The organism is Streptomyces sp. NPDC002889 (assembly GCF_042888425.1).
Classification (GTDB): Bacteria; Actinomycetota; Actinomycetes; order Streptomycetales; family Streptomycetaceae; genus Streptomyces.
The window spans coordinates 318,223-332,567 of record NZ_JBIAPT010000008.1 but is presented as its reverse complement, the minus strand read 5'-3'; the positions used below and the strand labels follow the sequence as shown (position 1 = coordinate 332,567).

Below are 14,345 nucleotides of genomic sequence, written 5' to 3'. Positions count from 1 at the left end.
TCACGTCGAGGAGCAGGACGTCCTTGACCTCACCCTTGAGGACACCGGCCTGCAGCGCGGCGCCGATGGCGACGACCTCGTCCGGGTTCACACCCTTGTTGGCGTCCTGACCGCCGGTCAGCTCCTTGACGAGCTCGGCGACGGCGGGCATGCGGGTCGAACCGCCGACCAGGACCACGTGGTCGATCTCGGACAGCGCGATGCCGGCGTCCTTGATGACGTTGTGGAACGGGGTCTTGCAGCGCTCGAGCAGGTCCGAGGTGAGCTGCTGGAACTGGGCGCGCGTGAGCTTCTCGTCCAGGTGCAGCGGGCCCTCGGCGGACGCCGTGATGTAGGGCAGGTTGATCGTCGTCTCGGTCGAGGACGACAGCTCGATCTTCGCCTTCTCCGCGGCCTCGCGCAGACGCTGCAGAGCCATCTTGTCCTTGGACAGGTCGACGCCGTGTCCGTTGGCGAACTGCTTCACCAGGTAGTCGACGACGCGCTGGTCCCAGTCGTCACCACCGAGGTGGTTGTCGCCGTTGGTGGCCTTGACCTCGACGACGCCGTCGCCGATCTCGAGCAGCGACACGTCGAAGGTGCCGCCACCGAGGTCGAAGACCAGAATGGTCTGGTCGTCCTTGTCCAGGCCGTAGGCGAGCGCGGCGGCGGTCGGCTCGTTGACGATGCGCAGGACGTTCAGACCCGCGATCTCACCGGCTTCCTTCGTCGCCTGACGCTCGGAGTCGTTGAAGTAGGCGGGGACGGTGATCACGGCGTCCGTGACCTTCTCGCCCAGGTAGGACTCGGCGTCGCGCTTCAGCTTCTGCAGGATGAACGCGCTCATCTGCTGCGGGTTGAAGTGCTTCCCGTCGAGCTCGATCTTCCAGTCGGTGCCCATGTGGCGCTTGACCGACCGAATGGTCCTGTCGACGTTGGTGACCGCCTGACGCTTGGCTACCTCGCCGACCAGCACCTCACCGTTCTTCGCGAAGGCGACGACGGACGGCGTGGTCCTGGCACCCTCGGCGTTGGTGATGACGGTGGGCTCGCCGCCCTCCAGAACGCTGACGACGGAGTTAGTCGTGCCCAGGTCGATGCCGACCGCACGTGCCATTTCGATTCCTCCAGCTGCCTTGAGTGAAACTGACTCAAGGATGCATGACCGGATCGGTGGAGTCAACAGACCTGAGTCGGGCCCACTCAACTTTTATCCGGCACTTACAGGCACTTTCCCCTCCGCGCAGCGTGGCGCGGCGTGCGTGCGCCGTACATCTGGGAGAGTCATAGCCGAAAAAAACGGTCAACAACTGCCATTTGTGACGAAGGGCGCGCGCCATGTCGGCAAAGCGAGCCGTCGATCTGACGGGCAGTCTGATCCTGCTGCTGATGCTGTCCCCCACACTGCTGGCCGCCGCGGCGGCCGTCGCGCTGACCTCACCGGGCCCGGTCCTGGTACGCCGGGAACGCACCGGCCTCGGCGGCCGGCCGTTCACGATGTTCACATTCCGCACGAGGCACGCCGACTCCCTCACCCCGGTGGGGCGGCTCCTGCGCCGCCGCCTCATGGACAGGCTGCCGCAGCTGATCAACGTGGTGCGCGGCGAGATGTCACTGGTCGGCCCGCGCCCCCTGCCGCCCGCCCGGGATCCGGGCGCCGTACGCGGCGTCGCCGAGCGCGCCCGGCTGGCCGTACGCCCCGGAATCACGGGCCTGTGGCAGATCAGCGGGCGCTCCGAGCTGCCCTGGGAGGAAATGGCCGTGCTGGACCTGCATTATGTGGAGCAGCACTGGCTTGGACTCGACCTGGTGATCCTGGCCAGAACCGTCCCCGCCGCGGTCGCCGGACGCCCTGTGGTCAGGGTTGCCTGAGCGACACAGATCACCGCCTGCGCAACTACAGTGCGGCGCAATAAATGGGTAGTCTCAGCACGAACTGATTAAGTTACCGCTTAGTAGGTGCGGATTTCCCACCCTCGCAGGCCCGAGGAGCCCCCAATGCAACTCGCCGCGATCATCGTGTCGCTGGTCCTGACCGTGGTCGGCGTTGCGCTCATCGCCCGAGCCGTCGCGCAGATCTACCGGTTCGTCAGGCTCGGACAGCCGGTGCCTGCGGGCAGCCGCACCGACAACCCCAAGGCCCGCACGATCACCCTGGCCAAGGAGTTCCTCGGCCACACCCGGATGAACCGCTGGGGGATCGTTGGCTTCGCCCACTGGTTCGTGGCGATCGGCTTCCTGACGCTGCCGCCCACCCTGGCCCAGGCGTACGGCCAGCTCTTCCAGGCCGACTGGACTCTGCCCGTCCTGGGCGGCTTCCTGCCGTTCGAGATGTACATCGAGTTCATCGGTCTGATGACGGTCGTCGGCATCGTCATCCTGATCGCGATCCGGCTGCTCAACCTGCCCTCGCGTGCCGGCCGAAAGTCGCGTTTCGCGGGCTCGAAGGCCTGGCAGGCGTACTTCGTCGAGTACGTGATCCTCACCATCGGACTGGCGATCCTGGCCCTGCGCGGCCTGGAGGGCGCGATCCACCACGTGGACCACTACGAGGCCGCGTACTTCGTCTCGTACCCGCTGGTCCTCGCCTTCGACGGGCTCGACCTGTCCACGCTGCAGACCCTCATCTACTTCACCGCGATGATCAAGATCGGTACGTCGCTGATCTGGATGATCACGGTTTCGCTGAACACCAACATGGGTGTGGCCTGGCACCGGTTCCTCGGTTTCCCGAACATCTGGTTCAAGCGCAACGCGGACGGTTCGACCGCGCTCGGCGCGCTGCAGCCGATGACCAGCGGCGGCAGGCCGATCGACTTCGAGGACCCGGGCGAGGACGACGTCTACGGCGTCTCCCAGGTCGAGCAGTTCTCCTGGAAGGGCATCCTCGACTTCTCCACCTGCACCGAGTGCGGCCGCTGCCAGTCGCAGTGCCCCGCCTGGAACACCGGCAAGCCGCTGTCCCCCAAGCTCCTGATCATGTCGCTGCGCGACCACGCGCACGCCAAGGCCCCCTACCTGCTGGCCGGGGGCGGCAAGACCATGGAGGGCGAGGAGAAGGCCTCCGCCGAGCAGCTGAAGGACGTGCCGGCCGCCGCGCTGGCCGAGGCCGAGCGCCCGCTGATCGGCACCGCCGAGGAGAACGGCGTCATCGACCCCGACGTCCTGTGGTCCTGCACCACCTGCGGCGCCTGTGTCGAGCAGTGCCCGGTCGACATCGAGCACATCGACCACATCGTCGACATGCGCCGCTACCAGGTGATGATCGAGTCCGCGTTCCCGTCCGAGGCGGGCACGATGCTCAAGAACCTGGAGAAGAAGGGCAACCCCTGGGGGCTGGCCAAGAAGCAGCGCGTGGAGTGGACCAAGGAGGTCGACTTCGAGGTCCCCATCGTCGGCAAGGACGTCGAGGACCTCACCGAGGTCGACTACCTGTACTGGGTCGGCTGCGCCGGCGCCCTGGAGGACCGGGCCAAGAAGACCACCAAGGCCTTCGCCGAACTGCTGCACATGGCGGGCGTCAAGTTCGCGATCATGGGCGGCGACGAGAAGTGCACCGGTGACTCGCCCCGCCGCCTGGGCAACGAACCCCTGTTCCAGCAGCTCGGCCAGGAGAACGTGGCCATGCTGAACATGGCCTTCGGCGAGGACGACGAGGACGAGTCGACGAAGAAGCCGAAGTCGGCCAAGAAGATCGTCGCCACCTGCCCGCACTGCTTCAACACGATCGCGAACGAATACCCCCAGCTGGGCGGCGAGTTCGAGGTCATCCACCACACCCAGCTGCTCCAGCACCTCATCGACGAGGGCAAGCTCATCCCCATCACCCCGGTCGAGGGTCTGATCACCTATCACGACCCCTGCTACCTGGGCCGGCACAACAAGGTCTACACGCCCCCGCGCGAGATCATGTCCGCCGTCCCGGGCCTGCGCCAGCAGGAGATGCACCGCCACAAGGAACGCGGCTTCTGCTGCGGCGCCGGCGGCGCGCGCATGTGGATGGAGGAGCGCATCGGCAAGCGCATCAACACCGAGCGCGTCGACGAGGCCCTGTCCCTCAACCCCGACATCGTCTCCACCGCCTGCCCCTTCTGCCTCGTCATGCTCACCGACGCCATGAACGGCAAGAAGAACGACGGCAAGGCCAAGGAGTCACTCCAGGTCGTCGACGTCGCCCAACTGCTGCTCGACTCGGTCAAGACACCGCCCGCCGACCCGGAACCGTCCCAGCAGCCTGAGGACGCACCGGAACCGGAGCCGGTCAAGTAGCCGCCTCCGCCACGGGATCGATGAGCGGTCGGATCTGCCTCGGGGGCAGGTCCGGCCGCTCTTGCGTGCAGCGGCACCGCACCGGCGTGGAGCACGGACTCGACGCCTACCACCAGCCGCCTGCCCGAGCGGCCCGGCCCGATTGACCCCATCAGCCCCATCAGCCACATCAGGCTCGAAGAATCTTCCGCTCCCCGCACAACCCTGGCGCCACCTCAAGGGTCTCCTGATCGCCAACCGTTTCGTTGCATCGTGAACAACTTCCGGTGAACGCGGACGGAACGCCCCCACCGACTGTGGATGCCCACCACGCATCCCGCATGCCGCAGGAGAGCCCCCGCATGCAGAAGCACTTCCGTACCACCCTGGCCGCGCTCGCCGCGGCCGCACTCACCGGCGGCCTGCTGGCCGCGACGGCCGGAACCGCGTCCGCCGCCCCCGCTGGGCTGCAGGGTGACTTCAACGGCGACGGCTACCGGGATCTCGCGATAGCCGCGCCCATCGCCAAGGTCGCCGGCAAGTCCGGTGCCGGCTACGTCGCCGTCGTCTACGGCACCGCGAGCGGCCTCGACAAGTCGAAGCGGACCCTCATCAGCCAGGACACCGCCGGCATTCCGGGTGTCCCCGAGACCGGCGACTACTTCGGCGACCGGCTCACCGCCGGTGACCTCGACGGCGACGGCTGCACCGACCTGGTGGTCGGCGTGCACGGCGAGCGGATCGGCAGCACCGACGACTTCGGCGTGCTCACCGTCGTCTGGGGCGGCGCGAACGGCCTGAAGTCCGCCACCGACATCACTTCGCCGCTGCCCGAGCACCGCTACGAACTGGGCTGGGACGTCGCCGCCGGCGACTTCGACGGCGACGGCAGCGCCGACCTTGCAGCCGTCAACTTCGCTTCCCCCGGCCTGAACATCTTCAAGGGCCCGGTCTCCCGCACCGGTAAGGCGGCCGGCCTGGTCGGCATCGACACCTCGGAGCAGACCGGCGTGAGCGCGGACTCGATCGTCGCCGGGAACGTCACCGGCGACGCGGCGACAGACCTCGTGCTCATGGGCCAGGAGCCGAGCGGCGACAACTGGCGCACCCGCAGCGTCCTCTACAAGGGCGGAAGCACCGGCCTCACGCCTGCGGGCAAGCTCGCGGGCGGCTACGCGGGCGCCATCGGCGATGTGAACAAGGACGGCTACGGCGACATCGTCACCGGCAACTTCATGGAGAAGTCCACCGACGAGCCCAACGGCGGCCTCGGCGGCGCCATCACCGTGACGTACGGCAGCGCCACCGGTCTCAGCACCCGTACCCCGGTCCGCATCAACCAGGACACCGCCGGTGTTCCCGGGGCCGCGGAGAAGGGCGACAACTTCGGCTGGAGCCTGTCCGCCGGAGACACCAACGGCGACGGCTACGCGGACATCGCGGTGGGTGCCATGGGCGAGGCCCTCGGCAGCAAGGTGGGCGCGGGTTCCGTCCACGTCCTGCGCGGCTCCGCCTCGGGCCTGACCGGCACCGGCGCCAAGTCCCTCTCGCAGGACACGGCAGGCGTGCCCGGTGGCGCCGAGTCCCGTGACTACTTCGGCGCCTCGGTGCGGCTCGTGGACAGCAACGGGGACGGCCGCGCGGAGCTCGCCGCCGGTGCGTACGCGGAGAACGCCGGCGCGGGTTCGCTCTGGCTGTTCAAGAGCGGCACGAGCGGCATCACCGCCACCGGTTCGACCACGTTCGGCTCCACCTCGCTCGGCGGGCCGTCCGGCACCGCGTACTTCGGCGACGAACTCGCCCACTGACACTCTTTCCTCGGCTCTACGCAGGAGAACTCTCAGCGTGAAGAAGAACCTCCGCACCACCCTGGCGACAGCCGCCGCTGCCGCCCTCACCGGCGGCCTGCTGGCCGCGACCTCCGGAACCGCCACGGCCGCCCCCTCCGGGTTGCAGGGCGACTTCAACGGCGACGGATACCGCGATGTGGCCGTGTCGGCTTCGAGCGCCACCGTGAACGGCTACAAGAACGCGGGCGCCGTCACCGTCCTGTACGGCTCGGCCGGCGGCGCGGGCGCCGAGAAGATCCAGACCCTCACCCAGAACAGCGCCGGTGTCCCCGGAACCGCCGAGGCGGGCGACGCGTTCGGCAGCCATCTCGCGGCGGGCGACTACAACGGCGACGGATACGCCGATCTCGCCGTGGGCTCCCAGAGGGAGGACGTCGGCTCGGACACGGACGGCGGCGCGGTCACCATCGTGTGGGGCTCCGCGACCGGGCTCTCCGGTGGTACCGGGGTTGCCGACCCGTCCCCCACCAGCCACGACCAGTTCGGCGCTGTCGTCGCGGCAGGCGACTACAACGGCGACGGCAAGGCCGACCTCGCCATCAGCGCCGACAACCAGAAGATCGACATCTACCGCGGCGGTTTCACCAAGTCCGGCGGTACCGGTGGCCGTTACTCGCTCACCGCCCCGGTCATGGCGGTGCCCGGATTCGACATCTTCTACCTCGCCCCGGGCGACGTGAACAAGGACGGCCGCACCGACCTGGTCGTCGACGGCTACGAGGGCGACAGCCCGAGCGAGTACTCGTACAACGCCAACTACTACCTGCCGGGCTCGGCCTCGGGTCTCACCACCACCGGCAAGGTGAAGCTGCCCGCGGGCGTCATCTCCGACATCGGCGACGCCAACGGCGACGGATACGGCGACGTCGTCATCGGCAACAGCTGGGACAGCGGCGCGGACAGCGCCGGTGTGGCCAAGGGCGGCGCCATCAAGGTTGTCTACGGCACCTCCAGCGGTCCGAACGGCGGCGAGATCACCGTTCACCAGGACACCCTCGGTGTCCCCGGCACGGCCGAGTCGAAGGACAACTTCGGCTGGGAGGTGAGCTTCGGCGACATCAACGGCGACGGCAGGTCCGACCTGGCCATCGGCTCTCCCAACGAGGACGTGAACGGCGTCGCGAACGCCGGCATGGTCACCGTCCTGTACGCCACGGAGACAGGATTCGCCGAGACCGGCAACCAGGGCCTGGACCAGGACGTCCCGGGCGTGCCCGGCGCCGGCGAGGCGGAGGACGCCTTCGGCGGCGAGGTCTTCCTCTCCGACACGAACGACGACGGCAATGCCGACCTGACCGTCGGCATCCCCTGGGAGAACGCACGGGACGGCCAGATCGTGGCCTTCGGCTCCAACGGCACGCAGATCGACCCGGCGGGCCGGAGCATCGGCCTGGGCGCCACGGGCATCTCGGCCGTCGGCACCCCGATCCTCGGCTGGCTCATGACCGGCTGACCCCGATTCCTGCCCGCGAGAGCCGGCCCCGCCTTCCTGCGCGGGACCGGCTCTCGCGGCTCACGGCGTCCTCGGCCATCGGCCGGGACGCGGCGGCAGGAACCGTACGGCGGGCGACACCGAGCTGCCGTACCCCCCTCACCGCAGGGGGTTACGCGACGCATAACCTTTGGCCTGCGATCGCGCCCGACCCATTGCCCCGCACGGGCAGCCGCACGAGCATCGTGGGGCGAACGGGCACTGACGAGCGGCACTGACAAGAGGGACGAGGTGGGACGTGCGCATACGAACGGCGGCCATGGGCGTTCTGTGCGCCTGCGCGGTCCTGCTGACCGCCTGCGACAGCGGGGCGAAGGCGGACACCCGGCCCGCGGCCAAGAACGGCGACGCCACCCCCGTCACCGGCAAGGCGGCCGTCGGCACCTTGCCCGTACCACGCGGCAAGGGCAGCCTTGTCCCCTCGGACTTCAACGGTGACGGCCATCGCGATCTCGTCCTGAACGACCTGGTCAAGGCACCCGGCGACAGTCATGGCGACGACGCGGGCATCGGCATCGTCTACGGCACCGCGGGTCCACGCACCCTGGACCCGGCGGTACGGCAACTCCTCACCCCGCGCACTCACGCGGCCGAGGTCGAGAACACCCTCCCCGCCGCGTTCGACGCCGAGGCCTCCTGCGATCTCGACAAGGACGGATACGCGGACCTGGTCGTGGGCACCGACCCGCCCTACGACGGCATCGGCCGCCCGCCCGTACCGCTGCAGCTGCTCTTCGGCTCCCCCGCCGGCCTGACCGGCAAGGCCGTCGTGCTGCGCATCCCCGAGCAGGCCCGTTACGGCAACGACTGGCCCGACCACCCGGTCTGCGGCGACTTCGACGGTGACGGAGCCACCGACCTCGCCGTCACCGCGTCCGCGGGCCGCCTCAGCTTCCTGCGCGGCCCCTTCACCCGTGCCGGCGCCCCGCGCGCCGCCAAGGCCCCGATCCCGGGCGGCGGCCCGGCACTGGCGGCGCCCTCGGTGCAGGCGGACACCGACGACGACGGCGCCGACGACCTGGTCGCGCTGACCCGCACCCGTACCCCCGGCGCCGCCGGCAAGGGCAGGCTGCTGCTGGGCGGGCCGGCGGGACCCGGTCGCCCGGGCGGCACCTACGTCTTCGACGCCGTTACGGCCCCGCCCGCCCCGGAGCTCCCGGCCGGCGAGACGAAGCCGGTCACGGACGTACTCGTGTACGCGGACTTCGACGGCGACAAGCGCCCGGACGTCGTGACGCGGACGCACAGGGGTGAGCGGGCGGATGTGGTGGCGGTGTACCCGGCACTTCCGGCATCGGCCCGCACACGCCCGCTGATCACCTTCAGCTCGTCGCTCTTCCTGCCCTGATCCGGTCGTGCCCCGCCCCGGACCCGGCCCTGACCTCGGCGAACACACAAGGGGGCAGGCTCCCCAGGGTTCCCCTAGGGGATGTCACAGCTCAGCAGCAAAGGCCTCCTGATCCCGGCCTCGTCCCACCCCACGTGCGCGGACCGGGTACGTTCGATTACGTGGCTGGATTCAGGATCGGACGCGGCCGGGCCAACCGCCCCCCGCAGCATCAGCAACCGCAGCAGGCTCCGCCCCCCTACCAGGGAGGCGGCCATGCGGGACCCCCGTATGCGCAGCAGCAGGCCCCGCAGTGGCCTCGGGCGAGCGGCAGACAGCAACCGCAGCACCCCCAGGGCGGCGGTCCGTACGGCGAGCCGGAGTACTTCGGCGACCCGTACCAGCAACCCGCCGCCCCTGACCCCTACGCGGCCAACCACCCTGGCCACACGCAGGCGTTCAGCGTGCACGACGACCCGTACGGAGCAGGTTCCACCTACCACACAGGCGAGCCCCCCGCGGCGCCCGCGGGTCCCCGGCTGCAATGGAAGCAGCTGCTGAGCGGGATCGTGCTGCGCCCGGGCCCGACGTTCTGGCAGATGCGCGACTACCCGGTGTGGGGCCCGGCGCTGATCGTCACGTTCCTCTACGGCCTGCTCGCGGTCTTCGGCCTCGACGAGGCCCGCGAGCAGACGATCAACGCGACGCTCTCCACCGCGATCCCGTCGGTGCTCACCACGGCTGTGGCGTTCGTCATCGGCGGTCTGATCCTGGGCGCGGTCACCCACACCCTCGCCCGCCAGCTGGGCGGCGACGGCGCCTGGCAGCCGACGGTCGGCCTCTCCATGCTGATCATGTCCGTCACGGACGCCCCGCGTCTGCTCTTCGCCCTCTTCCTCGGCGGCGAGAACTCCCTGGTCCAGGTGCTCGGCTGGGCGACCTGGCTGGCGGCGGGCGCGCTGTTCACCTCGATGGTCAGCAAGTCGCACGACCTGCCGTGGCCGAAGGCACTGGGCGCGTCGGCGATCCAGCTGATCGCGCTGCTCTCGCTGATCAAGCTCGGCACGATCTGAGTCTTCCGGGCCCGGACATACGTAAGCCCCCGCCCTCCGGGCGGGGCTTACTTCTTCGGCTGCCGCTGTCCGCCAGGAGAGGTGACGGGCCTTGGTGTCCCGGTCGTGGGCCGGCACCGAAGTATCACCGAGCCGGGCGCGCGATCCCGCACCGCACATCGCAGAAGCCCCGGGCGGGGGTCCCGGGGCTTCTGCTGGTCAAGGGTGTCAGTGGTCGGTCAGCAGTCCCTCGCGCAGCTTGGCCATGGTGCGGGAGAGCAGGCGGGAAACGTGCATCTGGGAGATGCCCAGCTCCGTGCCGATGGCGGCCTGGGTCATTTCCCGGCCGAAGCGCATTTCGATGATGGTCCGCTCGCGCTCATCGAGGGTGCCCAGCATCGGTGCGAGAGCGTGGAGGTCCTCGAAGAGGTCCATCGCCGGGTCGAGCTCGCCCATCGTGTCGGCGTACTTCGGCCCCCCGTCGGCGGACTCGTTCTCCGTGGTGGGGGTGTCGATGGAGCCGGCCGTGTAGCCGTTGGCGGCGACCAGGCCCTCGATGATCTCTTCCTCGGAGAGGGCGAGGTGGCCGGCGAGTTCCTTGACGGTGGGCTCGCGGTCCAGACGGCCCGCCAGGGTCTCCTTCGCCTTGGCCAACTCCACGCGCAACTCCTGCAAGCGGCGCGGGACATGAACAGCCCAGGTGCTGTCGCGGAAGAAGCGCTTGATCTCGCCGACGATGTAGGGGATCGCGAAGGTGGCGAACTCGACTTCACGCGACAGGTCGAACCGGTCGATCGCCTTGATCAGGCCGATGGTGCCGACCTGGATGATGTCGTCCATCTCGCCGTCGCCGCGGCTGCGGAAGCGGCGGGCGGAGAACTTCACCAGCGACAGGTTCATCTCGATCAGCGTGTTGCGCGCGTACTGGTACTCGCGCGTGCCCTCCTCGAGAACCTGCAGCTGATCGAAGAACAGCTTCGACAAGGCACGGGCGTCCTTGGGCGCGACCTTGCCCGTGTCCTCGATCCACGGCAGCTGCCCCACCGTCTCCTGCGCACTGGCGTGTGCCCCGTGCTCGACGGCGGCATCCACGGCGTTCACGGTCAGGGTCACGATCACGCCTTAGAAAGGGGACAGGTGTCGTTCGCATGCCCCCTACCGGCCGGTCCATGCCTCGCGCAGCAGCCGTGTTCCGGGCCGGGGGAGGGACAACGCGTACATCTCGGTCGGCCGGTGAGGGTGCGGCGTTGGGCAGGAGCCGCGGTTCACCGGAGGAAGTGCCTGGTCCGGTGCCCCGGCACCCGGGCACGCACATGTTTCCGCTCACGGTTCGGGGATATTGTTGCCGTGCGTCAAATATCTTGGCGCACGGCGGTCGTGATCGCCGTCAGGGGTGTCCGCTGGATGACAGGCACCGAAGGGCGGGGGGCCGCGATGCGGGACACGATCTTCGCCGGTGGACCGCGGCCGGACGGACTGCCCGCAGCGCTGTCGGATCCGGGACGGCTGGCCGCGGTGCAGGCGACCGGGCTGCTGGACACCGGCCCGGAGGACGCCTTCGAGGACCTGGCCAAGCTGGCGGCAGCAGTGACCGGCTGCGGACGCGCCTTCATCACCCTGGTCGACGACCGGCGTTCATTCTGGAAGTCGTGCGTCGGGGTGCCGACCGGGAATGCGGCCGAGCGGCAGAACCCCGTGGAGGAGAGCTTCTGCTCCTTCCTGATCGGTCTGGGCGGGGCGCCGTTCGTGATCGATGACGCTGCTGCCGATGCACGCACCAGCGGGCATCCCTCGGTGGTGCCGATGAAGATCGGCGCCTGGGCGGGATATCCGATACTGGCCCCCGGCGGGGAAGTGCTGGGCAGCATGTGCGTGATCGACGAGAATCCGCACGCATGGCAGCCCGCCGAGCTGGCCACGCTCGCCACCATGGCCCGCGCGGTGAGCAACGAGATCAACCTCCGTACCTCGTTGACGACGACTCAGCACGCTCTCGCCACCGCCCAGGAGGCTTTGGAGACCTCCAGCACTCTGGCCCGCAGCCTCCAGGACAGCCTGCTGCCGCCCGTCCTGCCCAAGGTGCCGGGGCTGGAGACGGCCGCGTCCTACCTGCCCGCGGCCGGCGGAACGGCGGTGGTCGGCGACTTCTACGACCTCTTCCACGCCAAGGGCCCGTGGTGGTGCACGGTGATGGGCGACGTGTGCGGCAAGGGCACCGAGGCGGCGAAAGTCACCGCCCTGGCCCGCTACACCCTGCGCGCCGAGGCGGCCCAGCACCTTTCCCCGGCCGCCGTCTTCCAGCACCTGAACTCCGCACTCCTCGACCAGCGCAAGGGAGATCGGTTCCTCACCGCCGTCTACGCCACCTTCCGCACCACCCCCGGCGGCATCGCGGGCCGCCTGTGCACAGCCGGGCACCCCCCGGCCCTGATCCGGCGTGCAGACGGGCGTGTCCAGGAGATCGGCGCCCGCGGCAGCCTGCTCGGCGTCCTGTCCGACATCGCCCTCACCGACGTCCGCTTCCGCCTCGCTCCCGGCGACGCTCTGCTGCTCTACACCGACGGCGCCACAGAAGCCCGCGCTCGCCGCGCCGCCGCGTCGGGCGACCGCCCCCTGTTCGGCGAGGAGGGCCTGGCCGCCGCGTTCGGCGGCTGCCGGGGCCTCGACGCCCAAGGCATCGTCACCCATCTCGGCGAGGTCCTGGCCGAGCACAGCGGCGACTGGGCCGGCGACGACACCGCCCTGCTCACTCTGCGCGTCCCTCCCCGCCCCTGACCGCGCTGAATTCGGAGAGGACTACGCCCGGCCACGGGCCTTGGCCGGGTACAGCAGCCGGTGGATCGACCCGAGCCGGGCCAGGCACGACACCGCACCCCTGGTCGAGACGCGTGGCACCCACAGCCGCAGACCGGCAACCTGTCCGGCAGCGGGATGCGTCATGGAAGGCCACCCCGTGTCCACCCCCTCGACCACCTCGAACGACGCGGTCCAGCAGGGCCGCCGACCAGCTCACCGCCCTGCGCGAAGACCTCGAGCACGCCCCTCGAGCAGCGGCTGCACGCGCCGGCCACCCTCAACCGCGCCTTCGGCGACCTCCACGCCTGCGCCCAGCGCGAAGCCGCCGCCGTCCGCGAAGAAGGCCGGCCCCTGCGGCGCATCGCCACCGCCCTCGGCTGCTCCCACGAACAGGTCGGACCTATCACCATCAGACCCGCCCGTTTCACAAGGCTGCAGACTCTGATCCGCCGAGCGCACGAGCGGCCGTTCCTCAGATCTGCGTCCGGTGGAAGTTCACGAACGACCGGGAAGCCGTCGGCCCGCGCTGCCCCTGATAGCGGGAGCCGTGGCGCTCACTGCCGTAGGGCTCCTCGGCGGGCGAGCTGAGCCGGAACATGCACAGCTGTCCGATCTTCATCCCCGGCCACAGCTTGATCGGCAGCGTGGCCAGGTTCGACAGCTCCAGGGTCACATGCCCGGAGAACCCGGGGTCGATGAACCCGGCGGTCGAGTGCGTGACCAGCCCGAGCCGCCCGAGGCTGGACTTGCCCTCCAGTCGCGAAGCGAGGTCGGCCGGCAGCGAGATGACCTCGTACGTCGAGGCGAGCACGAACTCGCCGGGGTGCAGGATGAACGCCTCGTCGCCCTCCGGCTCGACCAGCCGGGTCAGATCGGCCTGCTCGACTGCGGGGTCGATGTGGGGATAGCGGTGGTTCTCGAACACCCGGAAGTAGCGGTCCAGCCGCACATCGATGCTCGAGGGCTGCACCATGGATTCGTCGTACGGGTCGATGCGGACCCGCCCGGAGTCGATCTCGGCCCGGATGTCCTTGTCTGAGAGAAGCACGCCCCGAGGATACGCAGAGCGTGCGGGCCCACCCCAATCGGACGGGCCCCGCGCCTCTTCCCTCGTCACTACCGCTTCGCCGGCTCCACCGGCACGGCATGCCTCAGCCGGGCACATCGCGGACACCGGATGAGCCGCCCGGGCCCGAGCCGATCGGCACCGAGCTGCTGCATCGGAAACGAAGCGGTACTGAATACGTGCCCCTCGGCACAGCGGACGACGGTGCGCTCCATCAAGTCCATCGGGCCCCTTCCCCATGAAATGCGGACGAAAGGCCACATTAGGGGATGACACGAACACCACTCCACGCGGCACTCCGGGCTCCCACGGTACGCCCCAACTCCCGCACCCCGCACGCACGTCGGAGTCCCCACGAGCACGAAAGCCCCGCGGCGCAACACACCGTGGGGCGGGCAATGGGGTAGAGTGTGCGACGATGCGGCACCGATCACCGGTGCACTGTGCAGGTGTAGTTTAATGGTAGAACATGAGCTTCCCAAGCTCAGAGCGCGGGTTCGATTCCCGTCACCCGCTCCACGAGAAAGCCCCAGGC

At 69.4% G+C, this 14,345-nt stretch carries 11 protein-coding genes and 1 tRNA gene; 8 read left to right on the top strand and 4 right to left on the bottom strand.

The window, feature by feature from the left end; translation table 11 throughout:
• On the bottom strand, window positions 1-1,096 hold a 1,096-nt coding region (locus ACFYWI_RS15000; RefSeq protein WP_389230927.1), incomplete at its 3' end, for an Hsp70 family protein.
• A gap of 221 nt (window positions 1,097-1,317) precedes the next feature.
• On the opposite strand from ACFYWI_RS15000, the gene ACFYWI_RS14995 reads away from it, so the two are divergent.
• The 6 genes from ACFYWI_RS14995 to ACFYWI_RS14970 all read left to right on the top strand — a co-directional run bounded on the left by ACFYWI_RS14995 (window position 1,318) and on the right by ACFYWI_RS14970 (window position 9,969).
• Complete coding sequence (locus ACFYWI_RS14995; RefSeq protein ID WP_389230925.1) at window positions 1,318-1,851, top strand: sugar transferase; 534 nt, start codon at window positions 1,318-1,320, stop codon at window positions 1,849-1,851.
• 126 nt (window positions 1,852-1,977) lie between these two features.
• Window positions 1,978-4,248: a heterodisulfide reductase-related iron-sulfur binding cluster gene (locus tag ACFYWI_RS14990; protein WP_389230922.1), complete on the top strand. Its 2,271-nt coding sequence runs from the start codon at window positions 1,978-1,980 to the stop codon at window positions 4,246-4,248.
• 341 nt (window positions 4,249-4,589) lie between these two features.
• Entirely contained in the window at window positions 4,590-6,035 is a 1,446-nt protein-coding gene (locus tag ACFYWI_RS14985; protein ID WP_389230919.1) for an FG-GAP-like repeat-containing protein, read from the top strand.
• 37 nt (window positions 6,036-6,072) lie between these two features.
• Complete coding sequence (locus ACFYWI_RS14980; RefSeq protein WP_389230916.1) at window positions 6,073-7,530, top strand: FG-GAP-like repeat-containing protein; 1,458 nt, start codon at window positions 6,073-6,075, stop codon at window positions 7,528-7,530.
• Window positions 7,531-7,828: 298 nt separating this feature from the next.
• The gene (locus ACFYWI_RS14975) at window positions 7,829-8,917 is read left to right on the top strand and encodes an FG-GAP repeat domain-containing protein (protein WP_389230984.1); all 1,089 of its coding nucleotides are present in this window, start codon (window positions 7,829-7,831) and stop codon (window positions 8,915-8,917) included.
• A gap of 161 nt (window positions 8,918-9,078) precedes the next feature.
• Entirely contained in the window at window positions 9,079-9,969 is an 891-nt protein-coding gene (locus ACFYWI_RS14970; protein WP_389230913.1) for a Yip1 family protein, read from the top strand.
• Between the two features lie 207 nt (window positions 9,970-10,176).
• Here ACFYWI_RS14970 and ACFYWI_RS14965 read toward each other — a convergent pair whose 3' ends face one another.
• A complete protein-coding gene (locus ACFYWI_RS14965; protein ID WP_389230981.1) occupies window positions 10,177-11,040 on the bottom strand; it encodes an RNA polymerase sigma factor SigF in 864 nt (287 codons plus the stop codon).
• A 312-nt stretch (window positions 11,041-11,352) separates the two neighbouring features.
• Here ACFYWI_RS14965 and ACFYWI_RS14960 point away from each other — a divergent pair, with 312 nt between their 5' ends.
• Complete coding sequence (locus tag ACFYWI_RS14960; protein ID WP_389230910.1) at window positions 11,353-12,723, top strand: SpoIIE family protein phosphatase; 1,371 nt, start codon at window positions 11,353-11,355, stop codon at window positions 12,721-12,723.
• A 21-nt stretch (window positions 12,724-12,744) separates the two neighbouring features.
• On the opposite strand, the gene ACFYWI_RS14955 is transcribed toward ACFYWI_RS14960, so the two are convergent.
• Window positions 12,745-12,888 (bottom strand): hypothetical protein, encoded by a 144-nt coding sequence (locus ACFYWI_RS14955; RefSeq protein WP_389230907.1) that lies wholly within the window; start codon window positions 12,886-12,888, stop codon window positions 12,745-12,747.
• Window positions 12,889-13,216: 328 nt separating this feature from the next.
• The gene (gene dcd / locus ACFYWI_RS14950; protein ID WP_389230904.1) at window positions 13,217-13,792 is read right to left on the bottom strand and encodes a dCTP deaminase; all 576 of its coding nucleotides are present in this window, start codon (window positions 13,790-13,792) and stop codon (window positions 13,217-13,219) included.
• A gap of 463 nt (window positions 13,793-14,255) precedes the next feature.
• Between dcd and ACFYWI_RS14945 the strand changes: the two genes are divergently transcribed.
• Window positions 14,256-14,329: transfer RNA gene (locus tag ACFYWI_RS14945), tRNA-Gly, on the top strand.
• The last annotated feature ends 16 nt before the right edge of the window (window positions 14,330-14,345 follow it).